Source organism: Thalassospira sp. CH_XMU1420-2 (genome assembly GCF_037029325.1).
In the GTDB taxonomy this organism is placed as follows: Bacteria; Pseudomonadota; Alphaproteobacteria; order Rhodospirillales; family Thalassospiraceae; genus Thalassospira; species Thalassospira povalilytica.
The window spans coordinates 686,417-711,437 of record NZ_JAYMEG010000003.1 but is presented as its reverse complement, the minus strand read 5'-3'; the positions used below and the strand labels follow the sequence as shown (position 1 = coordinate 711,437).

Annotated in this window: 25 protein-coding genes; 16 read left to right on the top strand and 9 right to left on the bottom strand. The window is 54.2% G+C overall.

All coding sequences use genetic code 11. The features are described 5' to 3' along the window. Positions 1-20: 20 nt before the first annotated feature. The 3 genes from recQ to WA429_RS12995 form a co-directional block, all read right to left on the bottom strand. Complete coding sequence (recQ, locus tag WA429_RS13005; RefSeq protein ID WP_228195551.1) at positions 21-1,853, bottom strand: DNA helicase RecQ; 1,833 nt, start codon at positions 1,851-1,853, stop codon at positions 21-23. 19 nt (positions 1,854-1,872) lie between these two features. Then, the gene (locus WA429_RS13000) at positions 1,873-2,514 is read right to left on the bottom strand and encodes a uracil-DNA glycosylase (protein ID WP_287464978.1); all 642 of its coding nucleotides are present in this window, start codon (positions 2,512-2,514) and stop codon (positions 1,873-1,875) included. Positions 2,515-2,614: 100 nt separating this feature from the next. Further along, the gene (locus WA429_RS12995) at positions 2,615-3,223 is read right to left on the bottom strand and encodes a LabA-like NYN domain-containing protein (protein ID WP_068518980.1); all 609 of its coding nucleotides are present in this window, start codon (positions 3,221-3,223) and stop codon (positions 2,615-2,617) included. A 208-nt stretch (positions 3,224-3,431) separates the two neighbouring features. On the opposite strand from WA429_RS12995, the gene folK reads away from it, so the two are divergent. The 15 genes from folK (at position 3,432) to WA429_RS12920 (ending at position 16,823) form a co-directional block, all read left to right on the top strand. Beyond that, positions 3,432-3,977: a 2-amino-4-hydroxy-6-hydroxymethyldihydropteridine diphosphokinase gene (folK, locus tag WA429_RS12990; protein ID WP_287464980.1), complete on the top strand. Its 546-nt coding sequence runs from the start codon at positions 3,432-3,434 to the stop codon at positions 3,975-3,977. A gap of 112 nt (positions 3,978-4,089) precedes the next feature. Beyond that, positions 4,090-4,422 (top strand): DNA-directed RNA polymerase subunit omega, encoded by a 333-nt coding sequence (rpoZ, locus tag WA429_RS12985; RefSeq protein ID WP_287464981.1) that lies wholly within the window; start codon positions 4,090-4,092, stop codon positions 4,420-4,422. 143 nt (positions 4,423-4,565) lie between these two features. Continuing rightward, positions 4,566-6,710 carry a RelA/SpoT family protein gene (locus tag WA429_RS12980; protein ID WP_068518982.1) on the top strand — a complete coding sequence of 715 codons (2,145 nt, stop codon included), beginning with the start codon at positions 4,566-4,568 and terminating at the stop codon, positions 6,708-6,710. 130 nt (positions 6,711-6,840) lie between these two features. Beyond that, on the top strand, positions 6,841-7,551 hold the full coding sequence (locus WA429_RS12975; RefSeq protein ID WP_114113302.1) for a DUF2062 domain-containing protein: 711 nt from the start codon (positions 6,841-6,843) through the stop codon (positions 7,549-7,551). After that, entirely contained in the window at positions 7,548-8,300 is a 753-nt protein-coding gene (locus WA429_RS12970; RefSeq protein WP_287464983.1) for a pyridoxine 5'-phosphate synthase, read from the top strand. The genes WA429_RS12975 and WA429_RS12970 overlap by 4 nt, the downstream gene beginning before the upstream one ends. Then, a complete protein-coding gene (gene acpS, locus WA429_RS12965) occupies positions 8,297-8,692 on the top strand; it encodes a holo-ACP synthase (RefSeq protein WP_068518985.1) in 396 nt (131 codons plus the stop codon). The genes WA429_RS12970 and acpS overlap by 4 nt, the downstream gene beginning before the upstream one ends. A 27-nt stretch (positions 8,693-8,719) precedes the next feature. Then, complete coding sequence (lepB, locus tag WA429_RS12960) at positions 8,720-9,466, top strand: signal peptidase I (RefSeq protein ID WP_068518986.1); 747 nt, start codon at positions 8,720-8,722, stop codon at positions 9,464-9,466. Continuing rightward, positions 9,466-10,149 carry a ribonuclease III gene (gene rnc / locus WA429_RS12955; RefSeq protein ID WP_101246294.1) on the top strand — a complete coding sequence of 228 codons (684 nt, stop codon included), beginning with the start codon at positions 9,466-9,468 and terminating at the stop codon, positions 10,147-10,149. The genes lepB and rnc overlap by 1 nt, the downstream gene beginning before the upstream one ends. Continuing rightward, on the top strand, positions 10,142-11,080 hold the full coding sequence (era, locus tag WA429_RS12950; RefSeq protein ID WP_101246293.1) for a GTPase Era: 939 nt from the start codon (positions 10,142-10,144) through the stop codon (positions 11,078-11,080). The genes rnc and era overlap by 8 nt, the downstream gene beginning before the upstream one ends. A 43-nt stretch (positions 11,081-11,123) precedes the next feature. Then, positions 11,124-11,354, top strand: coding sequence for a hypothetical protein (locus WA429_RS12945; RefSeq protein ID WP_068518989.1), 231 nt, complete (start codon positions 11,124-11,126; stop codon positions 11,352-11,354). Beyond that, positions 11,354-11,521 carry a hypothetical protein gene (locus WA429_RS12940; RefSeq protein WP_156480870.1) on the top strand — a complete coding sequence of 56 codons (168 nt, stop codon included), beginning with the start codon at positions 11,354-11,356 and terminating at the stop codon, positions 11,519-11,521. The genes WA429_RS12945 and WA429_RS12940 overlap by 1 nt, the downstream gene beginning before the upstream one ends. Positions 11,522-11,530: 9 nt before the next feature. After that, entirely contained in the window at positions 11,531-12,286 is a 756-nt protein-coding gene (gene recO / locus WA429_RS12935) for a DNA repair protein RecO (protein ID WP_068518990.1), read from the top strand. Positions 12,287-12,417: 131 nt separating this feature from the next. Then, positions 12,418-14,661, top strand: coding sequence for a DNA topoisomerase IV subunit A (gene parC, locus WA429_RS12930; RefSeq protein ID WP_068518991.1), 2,244 nt, complete (start codon positions 12,418-12,420; stop codon positions 14,659-14,661). Between the two features lie 243 nt (positions 14,662-14,904). Then, positions 14,905-15,450 (top strand): TRAP transporter small permease subunit, encoded by a 546-nt coding sequence (locus WA429_RS12925; RefSeq protein WP_068518992.1) that lies wholly within the window; start codon positions 14,905-14,907, stop codon positions 15,448-15,450. Beyond that, on the top strand, positions 15,450-16,823 hold the full coding sequence (locus WA429_RS12920) for a TRAP transporter large permease (RefSeq protein ID WP_068518993.1): 1,374 nt from the start codon (positions 15,450-15,452) through the stop codon (positions 16,821-16,823). Before WA429_RS12925 ends, WA429_RS12920 begins: the two co-directional genes overlap by 1 nt. A gap of 179 nt (positions 16,824-17,002) precedes the next feature. Here the strand turns inward: WA429_RS12920 and WA429_RS12915 are convergent, their stop codons facing one another. The 4 genes from WA429_RS12915 to motA form a co-directional block, all read right to left on the bottom strand. Beyond that, positions 17,003-18,094 (bottom strand): TRAP transporter substrate-binding protein, encoded by a 1,092-nt coding sequence (locus WA429_RS12915; protein ID WP_068518994.1) that lies wholly within the window; start codon positions 18,092-18,094, stop codon positions 17,003-17,005. 168 nt (positions 18,095-18,262) lie between these two features. Further along, entirely contained in the window at positions 18,263-19,006 is a 744-nt protein-coding gene (locus tag WA429_RS12910; RefSeq protein ID WP_228195547.1) for an arginyltransferase, read from the bottom strand. 119 nt (positions 19,007-19,125) lie between these two features. Continuing rightward, entirely contained in the window at positions 19,126-20,088 is a 963-nt protein-coding gene (locus tag WA429_RS12905) for a flagellar motor protein MotB (protein WP_287464987.1), read from the bottom strand. A 40-nt stretch (positions 20,089-20,128) separates the two neighbouring features. Beyond that, on the bottom strand, positions 20,129-20,983 hold the full coding sequence (gene motA / locus WA429_RS12900) for a flagellar motor stator protein MotA (protein ID WP_068518997.1): 855 nt from the start codon (positions 20,981-20,983) through the stop codon (positions 20,129-20,131). A gap of 256 nt (positions 20,984-21,239) precedes the next feature. Between motA and WA429_RS12895 the strand changes: the two genes are divergently transcribed. After that, the gene (locus WA429_RS12895) at positions 21,240-21,722 is read left to right on the top strand and encodes a flavin reductase family protein (protein WP_068518998.1); all 483 of its coding nucleotides are present in this window, start codon (positions 21,240-21,242) and stop codon (positions 21,720-21,722) included. Between the two features lie 98 nt (positions 21,723-21,820). On the opposite strand, the gene WA429_RS12890 is transcribed toward WA429_RS12895, so the two are convergent. Beyond that, positions 21,821-23,041 (bottom strand): threonine ammonia-lyase, encoded by a 1,221-nt coding sequence (locus WA429_RS12890; protein ID WP_287464989.1) that lies wholly within the window; start codon positions 23,039-23,041, stop codon positions 21,821-21,823. A 351-nt stretch (positions 23,042-23,392) separates the two neighbouring features. After that, positions 23,393-24,880 carry an aldehyde dehydrogenase family protein gene (locus WA429_RS12885; protein ID WP_287464990.1) on the bottom strand — a complete coding sequence of 496 codons (1,488 nt, stop codon included), beginning with the start codon at positions 24,878-24,880 and terminating at the stop codon, positions 23,393-23,395. Positions 24,881-25,021 lie beyond the last annotated feature (141 nt).

Sequence of the window (25,021 nt, the reverse complement as noted above, 5' to 3'; positions counted from 1 at the left end):
GCCAAATTTTCGGGCGGCTGTTAGCGCCGCCCGTCCATCACATCAAGAAACGCCAGCCCATACTGGTCGAGTTTCTTTACCCCAACCCCGTTAATGGATGCCATGTCTTCGAGTGTGCGGGGTTTGAAGCGCACCATTTCCCAAAGTGTCCGGTCGCTGAAAATGACATAGGGCGGGACATTCTGGCTGGTGGCCAATTCGCGGCGCATGGTGCGCAACCGTTCCCAAAGATCGCGGTCTTCCTCGTTTTCAAATTCGGTATCGAAATCGCGCAGACGCCGCGTCATGGCGCGTTTGCTTTCGCCCGGGTCCTTGCGCATTTCGACAACTTTTTCACCGCGCAGGACCGGTCGCGATTCCTCGGTCAGGTAAACACCGCCATGCCCTTCGACATCGACCTGCAAATATCCCATGGCAAGAAGCTGACGGAAAACCGATCGCCATTGCGGTTGTGGGATATCCTTGCCAATTGCATAAACCGAAAGCTGATCATGGCCGTTCTGGCGGATTTTTTCAGTTTTGCGGCCCATCAGAACTTCGATCACATGAGCCGGGCCAAACCGTTGACCTGTCCGATAGACCGCCGAAAGCGCCTTGCGAGACGCATCGGTGGCATCCCAGGTATCGACCGGCTCAAGACAGGTATCGCAATTGCCACAGGGCTGATGTTGATCTTCGCCAAAATAGGACAGAATGACCTGGCGGCGGCATTTGGTGGTTTCTGCAAGTCCGACCAGCGCATCAAGCTTGCGCGATTCAATGCGTTTCTGGGCTTCGGGCGCGTCGGAACTTGCCACCATGCTGCGGATCGAAACAATGTCTGAAAGGTCGTAATTCATCCAGGCATTGGCCGGAAGTCCGTCACGGCCCGCACGCCCGGTTTCCTGATAATAGGCTTCCATGCTTTTGGGCAGGTTCAAATGCGCAACAAAGCGGACATTGGGTTTGTCGATGCCCATGCCAAAGGCCACAGTCGCACAAATGATCATGCCGTCTTCGCGCAGGAAGCGATCCTGATGGAGTTGGCGTGTTTCCTGTGTCAGGCCCGCATGATAGGGCAAGGCGGGGCGACCGTTATCGGTCAGCCATTGTGCGACATCTTCGGTCTTGCGGCGTGACAGGCAATAGACAATCCCGGCATCTTCGGCATGTTCACGATTGAGGAACGACAGCAGGCGCTGCTTGGCGTTGCCCTTGGTTTCAATGCGATAGGTGATATTGGGACGGTCAAAGCCGGTAATGAAGCATTTGGCATCGGTCAGATGCAGGTTTTCGGCAATGTCCTTGCGGGTCGGCGTATCGGCAGTCGCGGTAAGGGCGATGCGCGGCACATGGGCAAAGCGCGTCGGCAAAAGATCAAGCCGACGGTATTCCGGGCGGAAATCATGCCCCCATTGCGAAACGCAGTGTGCCTCGTCAATCGCAAACAATGAAATGCTGATACGATCAAGCAGATTAAGGAACCGGTCGGTCGCAAAACGTTCCGGTGCGACATAAAGAAGATCAATATCGCCATCAACGGCCCGTGCCTCGATCTCGCGGGCGGCCTCGGGGGCCAGGGTCGAATTGATAAAGGCCGCCTTGACGCCAAGCTGATTAAGGGCGTCGACCTGATCCTTCATAAGCGCGATCAGTGGTGACACCACAACAGCGGTACCCGAACGGCACAGGGCAGGGACCTGATAGCATAATGATTTGCCACCACCCGTGGGCATCAGTACCAGTGCATCATTGCCGGCAATCACATGATCAATGATTTCAGCCTGTTGGCCGCGAAAGCTGTCGTAACCAAACACCTCGCGCAGGACGTCTATCGGCAGACGTTGTACGGGTCGGTCGAGCAGGTCGTTCATGGGCGATGTATCAGGCAAATTAACCGTCCAGATGTGCGCGAATGTCGGCAAAGACGTTTTCAAACATCTCTGGCGTCAGGCGATAAGTCTGGGTGTTGTAGCGCGAACAGTGATAGCTATCAAACAATGTGATGCCATTTTCCATTTTATGCGATGCGCCATGGCCAAATTTAAGCGATGAAAGTTTAAGTCCAAATGTCCTGAGCATCGCCTGATGGGCAACCTGACCAAGGCACAAAATGGCCGAAAGGTTTTCCATCGCATCAAATTCGCTGATCAGAAAAGGCCGACAGGCATTGGCTTCCGGTCCGTTCGGTTTGTTTTCCGGCGGGACGCATTTCACCGCATTGGTGATGCGACAATCAAGCAGTTCAAGCCCGTCATCAGGCCGCTTGTCATAGGTGCCCCTGGCAAAGCCGAACTTTTTAAGCGTGTCATACAAAAGGTCCCCGGCATAGTCGCCGGTAAACGGACGCCCGGTGGCGTTGGCCCCCTTAAGACCCGGTGCCAGTCCGACAATCAGCAATCGCGCATTCAAGGGGCCAAACGGGCGGACCGGGCCATTATAGAAATGCGGAAACTTTTCCTGATTGGCGCGCCGGAATTCGACCAGTCGCGGACAAAGCTGACAATCAATGTCGGGTTGCTGATAGGCGGTCATGGCAAGTCTGACATGCTTGCCGGTTACGGTTCGGACCGTAACCGGTCGTGATCACGTTGGGCGTATTTCCGGGCTTGTTTCCGGGCGAATTCGGGTTTTCTTACTCGAAATCGAAATCGTCAAGTTCAGGGTGATCGGGGTGATCGTCGATATCGGGATGATCGTCATCGCGGCGTTGCTGCACCTTGCGCGCGATCGTTCCTTCGAGTTCGGTCAGCTCGATAAAGTTGTCGGCTTGGCGGCGCAGCTCGTCTGCGACCATCGGCGGATTGGATTTGACCGTCGATACGACCGTGACGCGAACGCCTTTGCGCTGTACGGCATCAACCAGACGCCGGAAATCACCGTCGCCCGAGAAAATGACAACATGATCAAGGTGTTGCGCCATTTCCATGACGTCAATTGCCAGCTCGATATCCATGTTGCCCTTGATCTTGCGACGACCGGCAGCATCGGTGAACTCCTTGGTCGGTTTGGTGACCATGGTGTAGCCGTTATAATCAAGCCAGTCGACAAGCGGACGGATCGGGGAATATTCCTGATCTTCGATAAGGGCGGTATAGTAGAAGGCCCGGATCAGTTGACCTTTTTGGGCAAAAAGATCGAGTAAGCGTTTGTAATCAATATCAAAACCAAGAGACCGCGCCGCGGCATAAAGGTTCGAGCCGTCAATGAACAGCCCGATGCGTTCCTGCGGGTAAAAAATCATCCTGAAATTCCTCAAACATCAAATTTAATTATGCAGTTCCAAAAATACGGAACTCTCAATATCTACCGTGGGCAGAGGGACAAAGAAAGGCGAAAATATCGTAGACAGAGTATGATGGCTCCCTTAGATATGCCGTCTTTCGCGCAGCTGGCGAACAAGCCGTTGCTCGTTGAACCAACAAATATCCACCGAACTGAAAGTCTGCCTTGTGAGCACGCTGTCACCATCGACCACCAGCACACCGTCGGATGACGCCATTCTGATTGCGTTTGGTGCCAATCTGCCTACGGAAGAATATGGTGCGCCTGCACAAACATTGAAAGCCGCGTTGCAGCGTTTAATGCAGGATGGTGATATTTTGATCGATGCGGTGTCATCCTTTTACGAGACGGCACCCGTTCCGATCTCTGATCAGCCCTGGTACGTGAACGGGGTGGCAAGAATTTCGACAAAGCTTTCCGCCCATGATCTGTTGGCGCGTCTTCATGAAGTCGAGGCCGAATTCGGTCGGGTGCGCCGCGAACGCAATGCGGCGCGTGTGATTGATCTTGATCTGATTGCCTATGGCCGCGAACAGGTTCGTGAGGAGGGCGGCATTCAGGTTCCCCATCCCCGGATGGCGGAACGCGCCTTTGTTCTGTTGCCTTTGCGCGATGTTGCGGGTGACTGGGTGCATCCGGTCATCGGGCGCACGGTAGAAGATCTGATTTCGGAACTGCCCGAAGATCAGCAGATCAGAAAGCAGGTGGGCTGACGAAAAAGCGTGCGAAAACCTGCGCCAATAAGCGGTTTCGCTGTTGCAACACAGAAGATCCGGCGTTATATAGGTCGGTCTGGACACCCCAAAAGTATTTCTGGAGACATTTATGGCGCGCGTTACCGTCGAAGATTGCGTTGACAAGATTCCGAACCGCTTTGAGCTTGTTATGCTTGCAGCTCAGCGTGCACGCAACATCTCGGCCGGTGCAGAACTGACCATTGATCGTGATAACGACAAGAACCCGGTTGTTGCGCTGCGTGAAATCGCCGAAGAAAAAGTCGATTTCGACGATCTGCGCAACGGCATGGTGCAGGGTCTGCAGCGGCATGTTGAAACTGACGAGCCGGAAGAAGCCGAAGATGATTTCGGTCCGAAACTGGTCGCAGAAGCTGTCGAAGACGCATCGGTTGGTGTTGTGCTTCCGTCAGAAGATGAATAAGGCCAGATTGATATTGATCTGAGCCCGTTTGAAAAGAAAAGCCACGGTATTCATCTTCCGTGGCTTTTTTTTGTCTAAATCGTACTATCTTATGTAAGGGCTCGGTCATGAGCCCTGCTTGGACTATACGGAGATGCCCCTGAATGATGCGCCAATACGAACTTGTTGAACGGGTGAAAGCCTATGATCCGGATGCGTGTGAAACAACGCTGAACCGGGCATATGTTTATGCAACCCAAAAACACGGTTCGCAGAAGCGTGCGTCCGGCGACCCGTATTTTTCCCATCCGATCGAAGTTGCGGGCATTCTGACCAATTACAAGCTCGACTGTGACACGATCATCACAGCATTGCTGCACGACACCATCGAAGATACCGATGCCACCCCCGAAGAGATCACCAAGCTTTTCGGGACCAACATCATGAAGCTGGTCGATGGTGTGACCAAGCTGACCCAGATCGAGCTGAAATCGGCAGATTCCAAACAGGCAGAGAACTTCCGCAAGTTGTTACTTGCGATGTCGGAAGATATCCGTGTTCTTCTTGTGAAGCTGGCGGACCGTCTGCATAACATGCGGACCCTGCATTATATCTCGAAGCCGGAAAAACGCGTGCGTATTGCGGCTGAAACGCTTGAGATTTATGCACCGCTTGCCGAACGTATCGGTATGCATGACATCAAGGAAGAGCTCGAAGATCTTGCCTTCCAGCATATCAACCCCGAGGCCCGTGATTCCATTCTGGCGCGTTTGGAATTCCTGCGCGAAAAGGATGACAATGTTGTCAGCCGCATTGTCTCCGAGCTCAAGGAAGTCATTTCGCGGCAGGGATTGAAGGTCGATATTTACGGGCGTGAAAAACGTCCGTATTCGATCTGGCAAAAAATGCAGCGCAAGAACATCACGTTTGGCGAGCTGTCCGACATCATGGCATTCCGTGTCCTGGTTGATGACATGCCCGAATGTTACGAAGTTCTTGGCTATATGCATGCCAATTACAAGGTGGTGCCCGGTCGGTTCAAGGATTACATCTCGACACCAAAGCCCAACGGGTATCGTTCGATCCACACCACGGTTCTCGGACCGGAAAACCATCGGATCGAGGTGCAAATTCGTACCCGCCAGATGCACGAGGTCAACGAAAACGGTGTGGCCGCGCACTGGGCCTATAAGCAGGAAGCCCCGACAGGACAGCAAAAAGAAGGTGTTCAGTACCGCTGGCTGCGCGACCTTCTGGACATTCTTGAACATGCGTCGGAACCCGAAGAATTCCTTGAACATACCAAGCTTGCGATGTTTCAGGATCAGGTCTTCTGTTTCAGTCCGAAGGGCGATGTAATCGCCCTGCCGGCACGCGCGACCCCGGTTGATTTCGCCTATATGATCCATACCCATATCGGGGACACCTGTGTGGGGGCCAAGGTCAATGGCGCAATGGTGCCGTTGCGCACCGTGCTCAATAACGGTGATCAGGTCGAAATCGTCACATCAAAGGCGCAAACGCCGAATCCGACCTGGGAACGGTTTGTTGTTACCGGGAAGGCACGGGCGCGCATTCGCCGCTTCATCCGTCAGCAGCAGGAAGACCAGTACAAGGATCTTGGCAAGGCGATCCTGCAAAAGGCATTCCGTCAGGAAGGCTATGATTATTCCGACAAGGCGATTGAAGGCGTTCTCAAGATCTTCAAGCAGCCATCTGTCGATGCGCTTCTGACGCTGGTTGGTGCGGGCCACCATACCGGGCGCGAAGTTGTTCATGCGGTCTTCCCGGGCTCCAAGGACAAGGAAACCGCACGCAAGGTTGTCCCGCTTGAAAAGGTCCGGGCGCGCAAACATGACCACGCCATTCCGATCAAGGGCCTTATTCCCGGGATGGCTGTGCATTATGCCGGCTGCTGTCATCCGTTGCCCGGTGACCGCATTGTCGGAATTGTTACAACCGGCAAGGGCGTGACAATCCATACGATTGATTGCGATACGCTTGAAACATTTACCGAGCAGCCGGAACGCTGGCTTGATGTTGGTTGGGACAATGACGGTGAACCCGAACATTTCATCGGACGTCTGGGCTTGACGGTCGGGCACGAGCAGGGGGCGCTCAGTTCGATTACCAGTGTGATTGCCAAGAACCATGGCAACATTACCAATCTTCGCTTTACCAATCGCACGACGGACTTCTTCGAAATGCTGATTGATATCGACGTTGTCGATGTCAAACACCTGACCAATATCATCGCAGCCCTGCGGGCGACACCGGTGGTAAATGCTGTTGAGCGCGCGCGCGGATAATGGCGGGCTGTGAACCCAATCATCTTTTAGGTGAGAAACGCGTAAAAACCTTGCCAAGCGCGCAGTCAGCACTTACCCATATGCCTCGACTTTTTATTGCGTTACCTGATTTGTTCCAGAACTGACCCGCATGTTTCGGCGCCGCATTAAACCATCATCTTTGCAACGAGTACGTAACGTAGTCTGGCCGCGTGGCGGGTGGCGTCGTTCTTCACAGTATTTTGCACATCGTGTCGCACGTTTGCCCGGAACGCCTTACAGCATTGCGTCGGGCTTTGCGATCGGTGCGGCTGTGTCCTTTACGCCGTTTATCGGGTTCCATTTTGTTGTTTCGGCCCTGATCAGCCTGTTGACGCGCAGCAATGTGGTTGCGTCCCTTCTGGGGACGGTTGTCGGGAACCCCTGGACATTTCCGTTTATCTGGTTGTGGCTGTATACCTGCGGCAACTGGATGCTGGGTGTTGATGAATCGAGTGTCGCTGTTCATTTCGATATGGCCGTTCTGTGGGACTTTGTGGTTCTGGGACTTAGCTATGTCGGGGGCGGGCTGATCTTCGGGCATTGGGATCCTGCGGATCATCAGACGCTTGGCCAGCTTTGGAGCAGCATCGTTGATATCATCTGGCCGATGCTGGTGGGATGTGTGCCGACCTCAATCGTGGTCTGGGCGCTGTTCTATTTCCCGGTGCGTCGGGCGGTTATCATTTACCGACACAACCGGATTTTGCGCCGGATGAAAAAATCGGAGCGGCACGGGATTGGTCCCATGCTTGAAAGTGCCAAGGAAAAAATTGGCAGTGCTGCAAAGAGTGCCACCAAAAAGCAGGATGAAACCCCATGAGTTCGAAACTTCGGCTCGGCGTTAATATCGATCATGTTGCGACCATTCGAAATGCGCGTGGTGGCAATAGTCCTGATCCCGTGCGGGCCGCCGCCTTTGCAAAGGCTGCTGGTGCCGATGGCATTACCGCGCATTTGCGCGAAGACCGCCGCCATATCCGTGACGAGGATATGAAGCGACTTCGCAATGAAATTGACCTGCCCCTTAATTTTGAGATGGCGGCAACTGACGAAATGCTGGCGATTGCGCTGGCGACCAAGCCGCATGCTGTATGTCTGGTGCCGGAAAAGCGTGAAGAACGAACGACAGAAGGCGGTCTGGATGTTGCCGGCGGCCACAATCACCTTAAACGGTTTGTGTCGGAACTGGGTGATGCGGGTATCCGTGTGTCGCTGTTTATCGAAGCGTCCAAAGATCAGCTCGATGCGGCCAAAAGTCTTGGCGCGCCGGTTGTCGAAATCCATACCGGCGCCTATTGCGATGCTGAAAATGGCGCAGACCGTGCTCATGAACTTGAACGTATCCGCAATGCCGTGACATACGGGGCAGGGATCGGGCTTGAAATTCATGCCGGGCATGGGCTTAACTTCGAAACGGTCGAACCGATTGCTGCAATGCCCGAAATTGCCGAACTGAATATCGGGCATTTCCTGATTGGCGAAGCAGTGTTTGTCGGGCTTGAGGCGGCGATTACCGAAATGCGTCGTTTGATGGATGCCGCACGCGGTCAGACGAGTAATGTGAAATGATCATTGGGATCGGCACGGATTTGTGTGATATCCGTCGAATTGAAACCGCGCTGGAACGCCATGGGGAGCGTTTCATGAAGCGTGTTTTCACCGACGTTGAAATTGCCCGCGCAATTCGAAAGCCGCATCGGACCGCATCATCGTTTGCGATGGCGTTTGCTGCAAAGGAAGCCTGTTCAAAGGCACTTGGTACCGGGTTTCGCCGGGGTGTTTATCACAACACGATGGGTGTGGTACATCAACCAAGCGGCAAGCCTGACATGGTCCTTGTTGATGGGGCGCTGGCGCGATTGAACGAATTAACCCCGGACGGGAAAACTGCTTCGGTGTATGTGACCTTGACGGACGAATATCCCCTGGCGAATGCCGTTGTGGTAATTTCGGCCGACTGACAGATAAATTGATTGGTTAAAAACGGAATGGAAAAGCTTGTGCAGAAAAAGAAAACGGGTGGCCTTTTTGACACCTTGAAGACCGTTTTCTGGGCCATTGTCATTGCACTTTTGGTTCGGACATTTGCCTTCGAACCGTTCAATATTCCGTCTGGTTCTATGATCCCGACCCTGCTGGTGGGGGACTATCTGTTTGTGTCGAAATTCTCCTACGGGTATTCGAAACACAGCATGCCCTTCAGCCTGCCGGTCATTCCGGGCCGTGTATTTGAAACCGAACCGGAACGTGGTGATGTGGTGGTTTTCAAACTGCCGTCCGACACCACCCAGGACTATATCAAACGCGTGATCGGCTTGCCCGGTGATACCGTTCAGGTCACTGACGGGCGCCTTTATATCAACAACAAGCTTGTTGAACGTGAACGGATCGAAGATTACATCCTGACCGATGGTACGGGCCGTTCCGCGGCGGTTCCGCAATATCTTGAAACGCTTCCGAATGGCAAGGTGCATCGTATTCTGGAACTGTTTGGTGATCAGGGTCCAAGTGACAATACCGAAGCCTTTACCGTGCCCGAAGGCCATTACTTCATGATGGGTGACAACCGCGATAATTCGGCAGACAGCCGTGCTTTCCCGTCGCGCTTCCGTTTTGTGCCGATCGAAAATCTGGTCGGCCGTGCCGAATTCCTGTTCTATTCCAAGGACAGCTCGCAGCCGGTCTATGATCTGGGCAGTATCCGGTTTGATCGCCTGTTCCAGGGGGTCAACTGATGAGCGACGGCATACCGGTGATCGCCGAGATTGATCACGGTTTTTCCAATCCTGACCTGCTGCGTGTGGCGCTGACCCATCGTAGTGCGGCAAAGGGCAAGGATGCGCTAAGCGGTGGGAACGAGCGCCTTGAATTCCTGGGTGACCGGGTTTTGGGGCTTGTTGTGGCCGAAATGCTTTACACCCGGTTCGGGCGTGAGCGCGAAGGTGCGATGGCCAAGCGTTTCGTCGCATTGGTGCGTCGTGAAACTCTTGCGCGTGTGGCCAACCAGATCAATCTGGGTGACCATATCCAGATGGCAAAGGGTGAACGCGCTGCCGGGGCGGACGCCAATCCGGCAATTTTATCTGATTGCATGGAAGCCGTGATTGCCGCACTCTATCTTGATGGTGGACTTGAACCGGCGCGCCGCTTTATTGAAAAGCTCTGGACGCCGCTGCTTGATGAAGACAACAAGCCGCCGCAAGATGCGAAAACGCAATTGCAGGAATGGCTTCAGGGGCGGGGCAAGCCGCTTCCGAAATATGAAATGGTCGGACGTGAAGGTCCGGCACATGCACCGATCTTTACGATCGAACTGACCACCAGTGATGGCGATCGTGTCAGTGCAGAAGGAAAATCGAAACGTGAGGCGGAACAACTCGCCGCCCGCATGATGTTGGACAAACTAAGCGATGAATGAGGTTCCCACACCGGTGGCCGAAGACAGATTACCTTATCAGCAGCGTTGCGGCTTTGTTGCGCTTGTTGGCGCGCCAAATGCTGGCAAGTCGACGCTTCTGAACCAGCTTGTCGGCACCAAAGTGTCGATCGTCTCGCCCAAGGTTCAGACGACGCGTACGCGTGTGCGCGGCATCGTCATGACCGAAGACGCGCAGATTGTTTTCATTGATACCCCGGGTATTTTCGCACCCAAACGCCGTCTGGACCGCGCGATGGTCAAGGCCGCCTGGAATGGTGCGGATGATGCGGATCTGGTGGTTCTTGTCATTGATGCCGGTACCGGCATTACCGACGAGGACCTTGCCATCATCAATCAGCTCAAGGATCAGAACCGCAAGGCTATTCTGGCCCTGAACAAGGTCGACAAGGTCGCAGACAAGGAAAAGCTCCTGCGTCTGTCGCAGGATCTGTTTGCCCATGATGTCTTTACCGATGTCTTTATGATTTCGGCCAAAAAAGGTGCCGGCACGCAGGACCTTGTGAACTTCCTGGCCGCAAAAATGCCCGACGGTCCCTGGATGTTCCCCGAAGATGACGTTTCGGACATGCCGTTGCGTCTTCTGGCAGCCGAAATCACCCGCGAAAAGCTTTATTATCAGCTTCAGCAGGAACTGCCGTATTCCGCAACGGTCGAAACCGAGTTGTGGGAAGAACGCAAGGACGGATCGGTCAAGCTTGAACAGACAATTTTTGTCGAGCGCGAAGGCCAGAAGGCCATCATTCTTGGCAAGGGCGGAAAACGGATCAAGGCGCTTGGCAGCGAAGCCCGCAAGGAGCTCGAAGCCATTTTCGAACGCCGGGTGCATCTGTTCCTGTTCGTCAAGGTTCGTGAGAACTGGGGTGATGATCCCAACCGCTTTGCCATGTGGGGCCTTGATCCCAACGCATAACCGTGCGCGTTGCGCAGACAGATTATCAATTGCCGGGTAGATAATGGAAATCGGATCATTCTGGGGTGTCGTGATGATTGTTGTTGGCGCTGCTGCCGCGATGATTGTTGCCCGTGTGGCCAGACGACCGTTCCGTAACCGCCGCGATTATAACGCTGTGCAACGCGAAAAATCCTTTTTGCATCGCCCGCTTAATCTGATTGCGCTTCTGGTTGCGCTTGGCATCTTTGTGCTTGGCCTGTTCTGGAAAATGACGGGCGGAGGACCAAACTGATGACGCCAAATTCAATCGATCCGATCGATCAGGCCATAGACGAGGTCGAAAACCGTTCATGGCTGCGTAAAGTGGTGTTCGGTATTGCGATCTTTGCACTTTTTTCCTGTCTGTTGGGCATGTTCTTTCTGGTGACCCGTCTGATCGTGCCCAGCGGTTATTTCTAAGAGACCGCGATGGATTGGCGTGATGATGGCATCGTTCTTTCGACACGCAAACTGGGCGAAAGTTCGGTCCGGTTATCCGTCCTGACACGGGATTATGGTCGCCATGCCGGTATGGTCCGTGGCGCCATGAGCAAATCAATGCGCGGCACCCTGGAGCCGGGCAATGAAATCAGGGTAGGGTGGTCGGCCCGCCTTGCCGAACATCTGGGGCAGTTTCGTTGTGAACTGACCGGCGCACATGCCGCGGATCTGTTGTTGCAGCCGGGCCCGCTGATGGCAATGAGTTCTGCCTGTGCGATGCTGGATGCAACATTGCCCGAACGCGAAGCCCATCCCGATCTTTATCATGGCACGGTGGCCCTGATGGCTGCTCTTAAGCTTGACCAGTGGTTGCCGGCCTATATCCGCTGGGAAGTGGGGCTTTTGGAAGAACTAGGCTATGGCCTTGATCTTCAAAGATGTGCCGCGACCGATCTTGCCAGTGACCTTGCCTATGTTTCCCCGAAAAGCGGCCGAGCAGTTAGCGAGGCCGCCGGGCAGGCCTATCGCGATCGTCTTTTGCCGTTGCCGGCGTTTCTTGCCCTTGGGCGGGCGTCGGGACCACGCGCGGATGCCGATATGCTTGAACAGTTGCGTGACGGGTTGAAGTTGACCGGTTTTTTCATTCACCGCGATATTTTCGAAGCCAAGGGCATAAAACCGGTGGCCGCGCGCGACCGGCTGGTCAGCCATGTCTGGCGGCTGTCAGGGGATGATGAAAAATAAATTGGTCAATTTGGTTCGCATCTGTTGACCAAGCCTATGCCCAGCGTAGTATGTTGCCAATATCGCAAGACATTCGGGGTTAGAATGCCCTTGCACCTGTCCATTCTGCCAAGCAACAAGAAAAATCGTTCATGAGCACCAAGACTTCCGAACCGGCCGGCGCCGGTCAAATCAGGGAAACCCGACTTGCTGATGCGCTAAGCGAACGGTATCTCGCATATGCGATGTCGACAATCATGTCGCGTTCCCTGCCTGATGTACGTGACGGCCTTAAGCCCGTGCATCGTCGTCTTCTTTATGCCATGCGTCAGCTCAAGCTGAACCCGGAACAGGGGTTCAAGAAATGTGCACGTGTGGTTGGTGACGTGATTGGTAAATATCACCCGCATGGTGACCAGTCGGTCTATGACGCACTTGTCCGTCTGGCCCAGGATTTTGCGGTACGCTATCCGCTGGTCGATGGTCAGGGCAACTTCGGCAACATTGACGGCGATAACGCCGCGGCAATGCGTTACACCGAAGCGCGCATGACTGCCGTTGCCGCCGCCCTGATGGACGGTCTGGACGAGGATGCAGTCGATTTCCGCCCGACCTATGACGGGGAGGAGCAGGAACCCGTTGTCATGCCGGCAGCGTTCCCGAACCTTCTGGCAAACGGGGCCGCGGGCATTGCGGTTGGTATGGCGACCAATATTCCGCCGCACAATGTCGGTGAAATCTGTGCGGGCCTGATCAAGCTGATCGACAAGCCCGAAACATCGATTGCCGAACTGGTGCGTTGCGTGCCGGGGCCGGACTTCCCGACAGGCGGGGTTCTGGTCGAGCCGCATGAAAATATTCTTGAAGCCTATGCCACCGGGCGCGGATCGTTCCGACTGCGCGCGAAATGGGAAGTCGAAAAACTGAGCCACGGTCTGTATCAGATCGTCGTGACCGAGGTTCCCTATCAGGTGCAGAAGGCCAAACTGGTTGAACGTATCGCCGATTTGATGGTGGCCAAAAAGCTGCCGCTGCTTAATGACGTGCGCGATGAATCAACTGATGTCATCCGTCTGGTTCTTGAACCGCGTACCCGTGCGGTCGAACCGGAACATCTGATGGAAATGCTGTTCAAGAATACCGAACTGGAAATCCGGTTCGGCTTGAACATGAACGTTCTGGATGCCGACAATACGCCGCGGGTGATGAACCTGCGCGAAGTGTTGCGTGCGTTCCTTGCCCATCGTCAGGATGTGCTGATCCGTCGTTCAAACCATCGTCTGGCAAAGATCAATCATCGTCTTGAAGTTTTGGAAGGCTATCTTGTTGCCTATCTGAACCTTGACGAAGTGATCCGCATCATCCGGTTCGAGGATGAACCGAAAAACGCGCTGATGGCGGCCTTCAACCTGACGGAAGTTCAGGCTGATGCGATCCTGAACATGCGTCTGCGGTCGTTGCGCAAGCTCGAAGAGATGGAAATCAAGAACGAGCATGCCAAGCTGACCGAAGAAAAGCAGGGGCTTGAAGCACTTCTTGCCAGCGAAACGCTGCGCTGGGAGAAAATCCGCGATGAAATCGAAGTAATGCGCGAGAATTTCGGCAAGAAAACCGCGCTTGGCAAACGTCGCACGGAAATTGGCGATGCCCCGGAAGAAATCGAAGTGCCGCTTGAAGCACTGATCGAACGTGAACCGATTACGGTGATCTGTTCGAAAATGGGCTGGATCCGTGCCCTCAAAGGGCACACTGCCGATATCAGTGATCTGAAATTCAAGGATGGCGACGAACATCGCTTTGCCATCAAGGCCTTTACGACAGACAAGCTTCTGATCCTGTCGACGGCGGGGCGTTGCTATACCATGTCTTGCGACAAGCTTCCGGGCGGTCGTGGTCATGGCGAACCGATCCGTCTTTCCATCGATCTGCCCCAGGAACATGACATTGTTTCGATGGTGGTTCACAAGGAAGGCCGCAATCTTCTGGTGGCAAGTTCTGCCGGACGCGGCTTCCAGGTCGCGGAAAAAGACGTTGTTGCCCAGACCAAAAACGGCAAGCAGGTCCTGAACCTTGGAACCGGTGAAGTGGCCAAAATCTTCATCCCGGTTGAAAAGGACCATGTTGCGGTTCTTGGTGATAACCGCAAATTGCTGATCTATCCGGTTGATGAAGTGCCGGAAATGACCCGTGGCCGCGGCGTCATCTTGCAGAAATACCGTCAGGGCGGTCTTTCTGACCTTATCCTGTTTAATCTGGAAGACGGTCTGAGCTGGGCAATGGGCGGCAGCGAAGGGCGGACCCGAACCGTCACCGAACTTGCCGAATGGACCGGCAAACGCGCCGGTGCCGGGCGACTGCCGCCAAACGGGTTCCCGCGTTCGAACAAGTTCGAATAACGAAAACAGACCCGAATTAATGCATCAAAAGCCGGATGGAATATCGCCATCCGGCTTTTTTTATGCCTGAAACCGGCCCGCGAAGATGCAAACAACATCATATGCTGAGAATTTGGCGAGAAATGGCGGAATTGCGTGCCAAAAGATATGGCGTTTTGGGTGGTTAAAATGTAACTTCGCAACCTGATTAACAGGAAGCCCGCAATATTCCTGTGTGATTCAATAAGGGCTTGGGAGTGAAAAGTGAGATTTCTGGGAAATTTCGTCCACGCGATAGACGGTCTGAATGACTGGATCGGTCGCGGGATAGCCTGGCTGGTAATCCCGATGGTCGTAATCACGTTTCTGGTTGCGACATTGCGTTACGGCTTTGCGGTTGGCTGGGTATCGATGCAGGAAAGCTATATGTGGCTTTACGGCATCATGTTCATGGTAGGGGCGGGATACACGCTTTTGCACGGCGGCCATGTTCGGGTGGACGTTTTCTATCGTCCGGCTTCGGCACGATACAAGGCATGGGTTGATCTTTTCGGGTCCCTGTTCCTGATGACCCCGGTACTGGTCATGATCCTGATGTACAGCTATCCGTATGTTGCGACGAGCTGGCACCGTCTTGAAGGATCTCACGAGACGGGCGGTCTTCCGGGGCTGTTCCTGTATAAATCGGTGATTTTGGTGTTTTGTGTGCTGATGCTGCTTCAGGGGCTTTCGCTTGCTGCGCGCAGTATTCTGGTACTTGCCGGTCACAAAGAATTTGAAATCAAAGAAGAAGAACACGAGGGCGTTTGATGACGGGTGAAATTCTTAGCCTGGTGATGTTCGCCGTGGCCTGCGGCGTGCTTCTTCTTGGTTTTCCGGTTGCTTTCTCGCTTGCGGGCACCGGTCTTGCTTTTGCCCTTATCGGCAATGCGATGGGTACATTCGACATGCCGCTTCTGGGGTCGTTGCCGTCACGCTATTTCGGTGTGATGACCAACGAACTCTATGTGGCAATTCCGCTGTTCGTGTTCATGGGGGTTATGCTTGAACGCGCGCGGATCGCCGAAAAGCTTCTGACCACCATGGGTATGCTGTTTGGCACCATGCGCGGCGGTCTTGGCATTTCGGTGGTGATTGTCGGCATGTTGCTGGCAGCATCGACCGGTATTGTCGGTGCGACTGTTGTGACGATGGGCCTGCTCAGCCTGCCTGCGATGCAGAAGGCCGGTTACGATCCGAAACTGTCGACCGGTGTGATCTGTGCGTCCGGTACGCTTGGTCAGATCATTCCGCCGTCAATCGTTCTGGTTCTTCTGGGTGATATCCTTCAGGGCGCTTATGCCGAAGCACAGCGTGCGATTGGCAACTGGGCACCCGAACCGATTTCGGTGATGGACCTGTTTGCAGGTGCCTTCATTCCGGGACTGTTGCTGGTCGCACTTTATATCACCTGGATCATTATCAAGTCGCTGATTGATCCCAAGGCAGCCCCGGCACTGGTCGAAGGCAAACGTCCGGAAGGCCTGTGGGGGGAAGTTCTGCGTGCCTTGCTGCCTCCGGGACTTCTGATTGTTGCTGTTCTTGGCTCGATCCTGACCGGTATTGCGACGCCTACTGAATCTGCTGCATTCGGCTCGATCGGTGCGATTGTCCTGGCGGCATTCTACAAGCGCCTCGATATGGCGGTTCTGCGCCATGTTGTGCGCCAGACCGTTCAGGTCAGCGCGATGGTGTTTGTCATTCTGCTTGGCGCGTCAGTGTTCTCGCTGGTGTTCCGCGGTCTTGGCGGGGATCATCTGGTTGAAGAATTGCTGCATAACCTTCCGGGTGGCGTTTTCAGTGCCATGCTGGTGGTCATGCTGCTGATGTTCTTCATGGGCTTCTTCCTCGACTTTATCGAGATCGTGTTTGTCGTGATCCCGATTGTCGGCCCGATCCTGCTTAAGATGGATATCGATCCGGTCTGGCTGGGCGTGATGATCGCCATCAACCTTCAGACCAGCTTCCTGACACCGCCATTCGGCTTTGCGCTGTTCTATCTGCGCGGAGTGGCACCGGCAGCGATCAAGACGCTTGATATCTATCGCGGTATCATTCCGTTTGTGATGATCCAGATGCTGGGCCTTTGCCTTGTCGCGGCATTCCCGTGGCTGGCAACCTGGCTGCCAAGTGTTCTGTTCTGATCAGATATCAGATGACCATTTCAAAGAAAGGCACCCGAACGGGTGCCTTTTTTTATTGCGCAATCCGAGGATCGAGGAGGGGACACGTCTGGGAATTCCAGCCGTCTTCTCATGTGCAAGAGGCAAAGAAAAAGGGCCGGCAAATTGCCGGCCCTTGATCGTTTCCAGAAATGGAAGACTTAGTATTTGAACGGCAGAACACGTGCCTGGGCAAATGCCGATTCCGAGAATTTCGACCATGCGATCGACTGGGTACGGAAGGCGATCAGGCTTTCGAAGACTTCCTGTGACAGCGGGTTCGAAGAAACCAGGTCACGCAGAACCTCACCCGAAAGTTTGCCAAGGCCGGTCAGAATGTCGTCAGAGAACGGACGAACATCGACATTATGCTTGTTGCGCAGGGTGTCGAGTGCCTGAACGTTACGAGCGGTGAATTCCGACAGAACCATCTGGTTAACAGCGCGGTTTGCCTGTTCGACAATGGCCTTCAGATCATCCGGAAGCGCATTCCATGCATCCAGGTTGATGAAGTTGTCAAGAACGGTCGCCGGCTCGTGCCAGCCCGGGTAGTAGTAATATTTCGCCGATTTATAAAGACCGAATGCCAGGTCGTTATACGGGCCAACCCACTCGGTCGCGTCAATCGCACCGGACTGAAGTGCCGGCGGGATTTCGCCACCCGGAAGGTTCACAACGTTTGCGCCAGCCGCTTTGACAACTTCGCCACCAAGGCCCGGAATACGCATTTTCAGACCCTGATAGTCTGCAATGGTGTTCATTTCCTTGTTGAACCAGCCACCCATCTGCGTGCCGGTGTTCCCCGACGGGAAGAACTTACAGTTCAGTTCGGCATAGACCTTGTCAGCAAGTTCCTGACCGCCACCCCACTGGAACCACGCATTCTGTTCCTGAGCGTTCAGACCGAACGGCATTGCTGCGATATACTGGGTCGCGTCAACTTTGCCTTTCCAGTAGTAAGGCGCACCGTGGCCCATTTCGACGGTGCCGTTGCCAACAGCGTCAATGGCTTCGAATGCCGGGACGATTTCGCCCGCACCGAAAACGGTAACTTTCAGGCGACCATCAGATGCCTTGGTGATGTATTCAGCAAGAAGGTTCGCACCGGTACCAAGACCCGGGAAGTTTTTCGGCCAGGTGGTGACCATACGCCATTCACGGACGTCCTGGGCAAGTGCCGGTTTGGCAAAAGTGGATGCGGCAGCAGTCGCACCTGCTACGGCAGCGCCAGAAAGAAATTGGCGACGTTTCATTAGTTACAGCCTCCCAAAGATGCAAGCTCATGATTTATATGTATCAAAGCCGGTTAACCGGCTTTGTAAGGAGCTTATATGCGTCTTTGGATGCAGGCAACCGGGGATCGAGCTGATTTCTAGGACTTTAGTCTAATGTAGAATGATACGAAAGAAGGATAGCCCATCCTATGCACAGGTATCGGGTCCGGTGTCGCTCATCGACACCCATTGCCCGTCCCGGAACCCTTCAAGCGGCTGAAAGCGCATCTTGTAGGACATCTTGCGACAGTCACCGATCCAGTAACCCAGATAGATATGTGGCAAATCAAGAAGTTGTGCTTCTTCGATCAGGTCAAGGATGATGTAGGTCCCAAGACCGCGTTTGTGTTCTGCCGGGTCAAAAAAGCTGTAAACCGCGGATAGCCCATCGGCAAGATTGTCCACCAGTGCAACGGCAATCAAACTGTTGTCGGCGCGACGATATTCATAGATCGATGTATCAATCGTGCTGTCTTCGATCATGGCGCGATAGTCGCGCGCATCCATCCGGGCCATATCGCCATTGCCATGGCGGGCATCCTGATAGGTGCTGAACAGCTGGTACTGTTCCTGTGTGGCTGTCGGCGGCAGGATGGAACGCGTAAGGTCACTATTCTTGTTCTGGATGCGGCGGAATGACCGACTATGTTCAAAGTCCGGGCATCTTACCCGCACCGGAACACAGGCATTGCAATCGCTGCACGCCGGAAGATAGGCGATGGAATGGCTGCGACGGAAACCGGCGCGCGACAGCAGATCGTGAATATTGTTGGCCTCGGGGCCACGCAATTCGGTCACCAGCTTACGTTCAAATCGTCCGGGCAAATAGGGACACGGCATCGGGGCCGTCATGAAGTAATGCTGCGTAAGGCGGCGCTGGTTGACTGTCATCTGGTATTCTCAATCCCGATCACACGCGATCATCTATATTATGAGATTAAGTGCTGTTTGTGACAGTTTAAAGGTCATGCAGCCAAAAGGGCATTCAAATCTGTGACATCGCCACATGTTTATGGTTGTGACGGCACGCCGAATGTCGGACGACGCGGGGCAGCACCATTGGCCGGTGTCTCGGATTGCTGGGCCGGGGATGCACCGTTAGCAGGGGTGCCAGTGCCATTGCCATTCGGTCCATCTGATCCCAGTTCGGCGCGTTCACCGGTACCACGCAAAAGCGTGATGCTGATGCGACGGTTTCTTTCATTTTTGGGATCATCAGGTACCAGCGGATCGGTATCCGAAAGACCGGCGACTTTGGCAAAGCGGGCGGTTTCCAGACCCAGGTTCTGAAGGGCGCGACGCGTGGCCAGTGCACGGTCTGTCGACAGTTCCCAGTTTGAATAACCGTCAAGGCGGTTAAACGGTACCGCGTCGGTATGGCCTTCGATCGAGATATCCTGGGGCATTTTTTCAATGACCTCGGTAACCTTTTCGAGAAGAAGCCGCGTATGTTCAGCCATATCGGCACTGCCGCTCGGGAACATGGCGGTCCCGTCTTCATCAAGGATCTGGATCCGAAGACCTTCGTCGGTTTCCTCGATCCGGATGTTCTTTTCAAGACCCTGAAGTTCCGGGCTTTCATCGATGGCCTTCAGGAGTTCTTCCTTGGCCTCGTTGAATTCCTGTTCTTCCATCTGGGCAACACGGATGGCTTCGCGTTCGTCGGGGGACTGCTGAGGCGGGATGTCCATGCTGACAGTTGGCATGCCGAATTCGGAGCGCAATGCGCCTTCTTCTGCAAGGCTGGTCCCGCCGAGCAAGCCGCCCGAACCAGAATCATTCTGTGATATGGTTTCAGGTGTGAAATACATCGACACACCCTGAAGCTGTTCTTCGGTCGCGCTTGAAAGCAGCCACAGCAACAGGAAGAATGCCATCATTGCCGTCACAAAGTCGGCATAGGCAACTTTCCAGGCACCGCCATGGTGCCCGTGCCCACCTTTTTTGATCTTTTTTATAACGATATCGGGCATGTGCTGCGTTGTCCTCTAAACCAAAGCTCCCGGCTCAAGATCAAGCTGTGGGCGCATCTTGCAGCGCTTCGTCAAGTTCCTTGAAGCTGGGCCGAAGGTTATGGGGAAGGGTCTTGCGCGCGAATTCCACCGAAACCTGTGGGGCGTAACCCTGCATGTGACCGATCAGTGCGGCTTTGATACAGCCATAATATTTGCCATCGGAATCAACCGTGTTCTTGATGATCGATGCGGTCGGGCCAACAAAGCCGTATGCGCCAAGAATACCAAGGAACGTACCGACAAGGGCCGCTGCGATCAGGCCGCCGAGAATTTCAGGCGGTTCGGTCACCGAGCTCATGGTCACAATCACGCCAAGAACCGCGGCAACAATACCAAGTGCCGGAAGGCCATCGCCCGCGGTCTGAACGGCCGATGCAACGGCGTGTTCTTCTTCGTGGTGGGTGTCTAGTTCCTGATCCATCACCGCCTCGAGTTCATAGGCGTTGGTGGTTCCCAAAGTCAGCAGACGCAGATAATCACACATGAATTCCATCGCGTGATGATCTTTCATCAGATTCGGGAAGTTGGAAAACAGGCTGGAACTTTCCGGGTTCTCGACATGGCTTTCAAGCGCCAGATCACCCTTGGATTTGGCCAGACGGAAAATGGCATAAAGGCATATCAGGAGTTCCAGATATGCGGCCTTTTTCTTGGGGCCCTTCATGGCGCGCAGGGTATAGGTGAATGATTTTTTGACGATGCCAAGCGGGTTGGCTGTCAAATATGCACCGAATGCTGCGCCGAAGATGATCAAGACTTCAAGCGGTTGTACGAGAATGCCAAAGTCGCCATGCGGCAGATAGCCACCCAGGACAGAGCCGATTACGACGATATAGCCAATGATCAAGAACATTCTTTTTTCTTCTCCGCTAGCCCAAGCCAGATACCTGAACGATCAACCCCGAGTTCATTGAAACATCTGTCATCTGCGGCACTGCAAAACATGTTTCTGATATCTGTATGCTCTTATTAAGTTTTAATCTTATTAACATCGCGTTTAAATTAGCTGCGAGTTAGGTTTGACAGCGGGATGATTAGACGCCATTTTCCCCAAGCTCCATTCAGCGTGCGTCAACCATCCATATTTGTATACGAGAGCTGCCTTCAATATGTCTTTCTCTGCGCGCGATTTTCGCGATTGCCTTGGTCAATTCACAACCGGTGTTGCTGTGGTAACCACCCGCGCTGCAGACGGTGCAAAAGCCGGCATTACCATCAACAGCTTTGCTTCGGTCTCACTGGATCCGGCACTGGTTCTGTTTTCGGTTGATCACCGTGCGGCAACGCATGCGCTGTTTACCGGGGACGCAAAGAGGTTTTGCATCAATATCCTGAGCCAAAGCCAACAGCAGGTCTCCGAACTGTTTTCCGCGCCGGGGCAGGATGGCTGGGATCGCGTGGCCTATGAAGATGACAGTCTTGGCATGCCGCGCCTGACAGGAAGTGTTGCGGCACTGACCTGCGAACGTCATGCCCTTCATGAAGGCGGCGATCACAGCATCATCGTCGGTCATGTCCGCGAACTGGTGATGGGCGAAACCGGTGCGCCGTTACTTTATTATGGCGGTCGGTATCGCAGCCTGGGTGACTGATCTGCTGGCGATCATGTGATCGGGTTTACACAGAAAAAGGGCCGCGGTGACATACCGGCGGCCCTTTGTCGTTTGGCAGTCGATCAGGTCAGGCCTGATCAATCGAGTGATGTGTTGCCAAGCAGGCGCCCGCCAAATCCCACCTTGATCAGGCGTTCGATAACCTGCTGGGCATGGACGGTATCACGGACTTCCAAAACCATATCGACGTCGGTCTGTTTTGCCGGCACGTCATAAAAATGACGCTGGTGATAGACTTCGATGATATTGGCTTCTTCTTCGCCGATCAGCGAACTGATGGTTGCCAGCGCACCCGGCACATCGGGAATTTCAATACGAACGCGAACAAGACGTCCCTGACGGGCCATGCCGCGCATCAGCACCTGGGCAAGAAGGCGGGTATCGATATTGCCGCCGCTGACAATCAGGCAAACTTTCTTGCCCTTGAATTTTTCGGGATGGTCAAGCAGGGCCGCAAGCGGCGCCGCACCGGCACCTTCGACCACGCTTTTTTCAATCTCGATCAGCATCTGGATGGACCGTTCGATACTGCTTTCATCAACCAGTACGACGTCGTCGAGCTTTTCCTTGCAGATTTCAAGCGTCAGACCACCGGGCTGTTTGACCGCAATGCCTTCGGCAATGGTGACACCACCGCCGGTATATTCTTCGCCGCGAATGCCCTCATACATGCTGGGATAAAGCTTGGTCTCGACACCGATAATCTCGATATCGGGGCGGCGTGATTTGACAGCCGTTGCCACCCCCGATGCCAGGCCACCACCGCCAATCGGCACGACGATGGTGTCGATATCGACATTTTCGTTCAGGATTTCGAGCCCGACCGTACCTTGGCCGGCAATGATATGGGCATCGTCAAACGGGTGGACAAAGGTCAGGCCGCGCTCTTTTTGAATGCGTCCGGCGGCCTCAAGGCTTTCGGCGAACACATTCCCGGTCAGGACAACTTCCGCCCCGTGGGATCGCGTATGATGGACCTTTGTAAAGGGGGTGTTTTTGGGCATGACGATGGTTGCCGGAATGCCAAGCCGCTTGGCGTTATAGGCAACACCTTGGGCATGGTTTCCGGCCGAAACGGCAATAACGCCGTTTTCGCGTTCTTCGGGCGTCAGGCTGGCAAGTTTGACATAGGCGCCACGTTCCTTGAACGAGGCGGTATATTGCTGGTTTTCAAGTTTAAGATAAACTTCTGCCTGGCAAATACTTGAAAGCGTAAGTGATTTTACCAGTGGTGTTTTGGCGACAATGCCATCAAGCAAGCCGGATGCGCGTACAATATCGTGATAGGAAACAGTCATAATTTCCATGCTCCTGCGGCCACCATCGGTGTGATGTGGTGGCAATAATATCATGTGGTGGGTGAATAACGGTAGTTAACCGGACCTGTCATCCGCAGATGACAGGGATCACATTCGCAGGTCGGAAATCCCCATAATCATGGCCATCGCACCGGCACGAAGCGTCGGACGGGAATGCGATGAAAGGATGTCAGTATATGCAGACATAGCCATGTTCTTTCTGGGTTAAAGATGTGTTTTCAAGCGGCAGCTTTGCGGATAAGTCGCCCAAGGTCAAGTGCCGCAATAGAAAAACCGGGTTGCGTGTACCGCAACCCGGCCAAGTGGAACGCCTGGTTTGGGGATCGGGCGTTATTCCATATTCAGAATGACGGTTTTCTTGTAGGTGAAATGTTCAAGCATGCTTTCAAGCGATGCTTCCTTGCCAAGTCCCGACAACTTGATGCCGCCATAGGACAGGTTCGGCTGAACAACAAGGTTCTGGTTGACCTGAACAAAGCCAGCTTCAAGGCGCTTGGTGGCGACAAGGGCGGTTTTCAGATCCGTGGTCCAGACCGTTGCCGCAAGGCCAAAGTCGCTGTCATTTGCCAGTTCAAGGGCTTCTTCAAAGGTCTTGAATTTGAAGACGCAGGCAACCGGGCCAAAGATTTCTTCGCGGGCGATCCGGGCATTCGGGTCAACATTGGTGAAAATTACCGGGCGGACAAAAAGGCCGTCGGAAAGCTCGGCGTCCGCGGGAAGGGTGCTGAGCTCGTGCTTGGTTGCACCTTCTTTTTCCCCGATATCGATATAGCCGCATACCTTGTCGAACTGTTTGCGGTTGATGATGGTGCCGATATCGGTTTCTTCATCAAGCGGGTTGCCCATTTTGAGGGTATTAACCTTGTCAATCAGTCGCTTGACGAACTCATCATGAAGTTTCTCATGAACCAGCATGCGTGACGATGCGGTGCAGCTCTGACCCTGACGGGTGAAGCGCATGCCGCCGATTGCGCCGGCAACCGCCTTGTCGAGATCGGCGTCATCCATCACGATCATCGGCGACTTGCCGCCAAGTTCAAGGGTGACCGGGATCAGCTTTTCAGCCGCGGCCTTATACACCGTGCGACCGGTTTCAACCGATCCGGTAAAGGAAACCTTTTTGACATCCTTGTGTTCCACAAGCGGGCCACCGCAAGACGGGCCAAAGCCCGACAGGATGTTCAAAACGCCAGCCGGAAGAATTTCCTGCATGATCTGGCAGACGCGCAGCACGGTAAGCGGGGTGTCTTCGGCGGATTTCACCACAACCGTGTTGCCGGCAACCAGCGCCGGGGCAACCTTGATCGCCATCAGAAGTAGCGGGACGTTCCACGGAATGATGGCGCCGACCACACCAACGGCTTCGCGGGTGGTCAGGGTCATCATGTTGGGGTTGAAGGGAACGGTTTCACCTTTGAGTTCCGAAGCAAGCCCGCCAAAGAAGACAAACATGTCGGCCAGAACCGATGCTTCGACGCGGCTTTCAGTGCGCAGCGCCTTGCCCGATTCCAGGGCGACCAGTCGTCCGAGTTCCTCTGTATGGGCCATCAGGACGCGACCGCATTCGGCAACCAGCTTGCCACGTTCACGGGCAGGGCGCTCTGCCCAGTCTTTCTGCGCTTTCTTGGCAATATCAACTGCAATTGCCACATCGTCGGCATCGCCGTCGGCTGCCTGACCGATAACCTTGCCGGTGGCCGGGTTGATGACGTCAAAGGTCTTGCCGTTTTTGGGGGCAACAAGTTTGCCATCAATCAGGTGGTGGCCGGAGAGTTCCGTCGCCAAAGACATCGGATCAAGGTTCGGTTCGAAAGGCATTTCAGGCTCCCTGTGGGTTGTGTGTGGTTGCGCTTTTTTGCGTGGGGCACACGATATTGGTTATTCGGTATTGGTTTACCAAATTATCGACAGGATGCCGCAATATCAAGATCAATTCGTGTTTACAGGCATGACAGTTTC

What these genes read in the sequence shown, in the direction of transcription:
- WA429_RS12970 (WP_287464983.1), top strand. Translation starts at nt 7,548, where the DNA reads ATGAGTTCGAAACTTCGGCTCGGCGTTAATATCGATCATGTTGCGACC.
- WA429_RS12915 (WP_068518994.1), bottom strand. Translation starts at nt 18,094, where the DNA reads ATGAAACGTCGCCAATTTCTTTCTGGCGCTGCCGTAGCAGGTGCGACT.
- WA429_RS13000 (WP_287464978.1), bottom strand. Translation starts at nt 2,514, where the DNA reads ATGACCGCCTATCAGCAACCCGACATTGATTGTCAGCTTTGTCCGCGA.
- parC (WP_068518991.1), top strand. Translation starts at nt 12,418, where the DNA reads ATGAGCACCAAGACTTCCGAACCGGCCGGCGCCGGTCAAATCAGGGAA.
- motA (WP_068518997.1), bottom strand. Translation starts at nt 20,983, where the DNA reads ATGTTCTTGATCATTGGCTATATCGTCGTAATCGGCTCTGTCCTGGGT.
- WA429_RS12890 (WP_287464989.1), bottom strand. Translation starts at nt 23,041, where the DNA reads ATGACTGTTTCCTATCACGATATTGTACGCGCATCCGGCTTGCTTGAT.
- WA429_RS12940 (WP_156480870.1), top strand. Translation starts at nt 11,354, where the DNA reads ATGACGCCAAATTCAATCGATCCGATCGATCAGGCCATAGACGAGGTC.
- acpS (WP_068518985.1), top strand. Translation starts at nt 8,297, where the DNA reads ATGATCATTGGGATCGGCACGGATTTGTGTGATATCCGTCGAATTGAA.
- era (WP_101246293.1), top strand. Translation starts at nt 10,142, where the DNA reads ATGAATGAGGTTCCCACACCGGTGGCCGAAGACAGATTACCTTATCAG.
- rnc (WP_101246294.1), top strand. Translation starts at nt 9,466, where the DNA reads ATGAGCGACGGCATACCGGTGATCGCCGAGATTGATCACGGTTTTTCC.
- recO (WP_068518990.1), top strand. Translation starts at nt 11,531, where the DNA reads ATGGATTGGCGTGATGATGGCATCGTTCTTTCGACACGCAAACTGGGC.
- WA429_RS12885 (WP_287464990.1), bottom strand. Translation starts at nt 24,880, where the DNA reads ATGCCTTTCGAACCGAACCTTGATCCGATGTCTTTGGCGACGGAACTC.
- WA429_RS12980 (WP_068518982.1), top strand. Translation starts at nt 4,566, where the DNA reads ATGATGCGCCAATACGAACTTGTTGAACGGGTGAAAGCCTATGATCCG.
- WA429_RS12995 (WP_068518980.1), bottom strand. Translation starts at nt 3,223, where the DNA reads ATGATTTTTTACCCGCAGGAACGCATCGGGCTGTTCATTGACGGCTCG.
- lepB (WP_068518986.1), top strand. Translation starts at nt 8,720, where the DNA reads ATGGAAAAGCTTGTGCAGAAAAAGAAAACGGGTGGCCTTTTTGACACC.
- WA429_RS12975 (WP_114113302.1), top strand. Translation starts at nt 6,841, where the DNA reads ATGTTTCGGCGCCGCATTAAACCATCATCTTTGCAACGAGTACGTAAC.
- rpoZ (WP_287464981.1), top strand. Translation starts at nt 4,090, where the DNA reads ATGGCGCGCGTTACCGTCGAAGATTGCGTTGACAAGATTCCGAACCGC.
- recQ (WP_228195551.1), bottom strand. Translation starts at nt 1,853, where the DNA reads ATGAACGACCTGCTCGACCGACCCGTACAACGTCTGCCGATAGACGTC.
- WA429_RS12920 (WP_068518993.1), top strand. Translation starts at nt 15,450, where the DNA reads ATGACGGGTGAAATTCTTAGCCTGGTGATGTTCGCCGTGGCCTGCGGC.
- WA429_RS12895 (WP_068518998.1), top strand. Translation starts at nt 21,240, where the DNA reads ATGTCTTTCTCTGCGCGCGATTTTCGCGATTGCCTTGGTCAATTCACA.
- WA429_RS12910 (WP_228195547.1), bottom strand. Translation starts at nt 19,006, where the DNA reads ATGACAGTCAACCAGCGCCGCCTTACGCAGCATTACTTCATGACGGCC.
- WA429_RS12905 (WP_287464987.1), bottom strand. Translation starts at nt 20,088, where the DNA reads ATGCCCGATATCGTTATAAAAAAGATCAAAAAAGGTGGGCACGGGCAC.
- WA429_RS12945 (WP_068518989.1), top strand. Translation starts at nt 11,124, where the DNA reads ATGGAAATCGGATCATTCTGGGGTGTCGTGATGATTGTTGTTGGCGCT.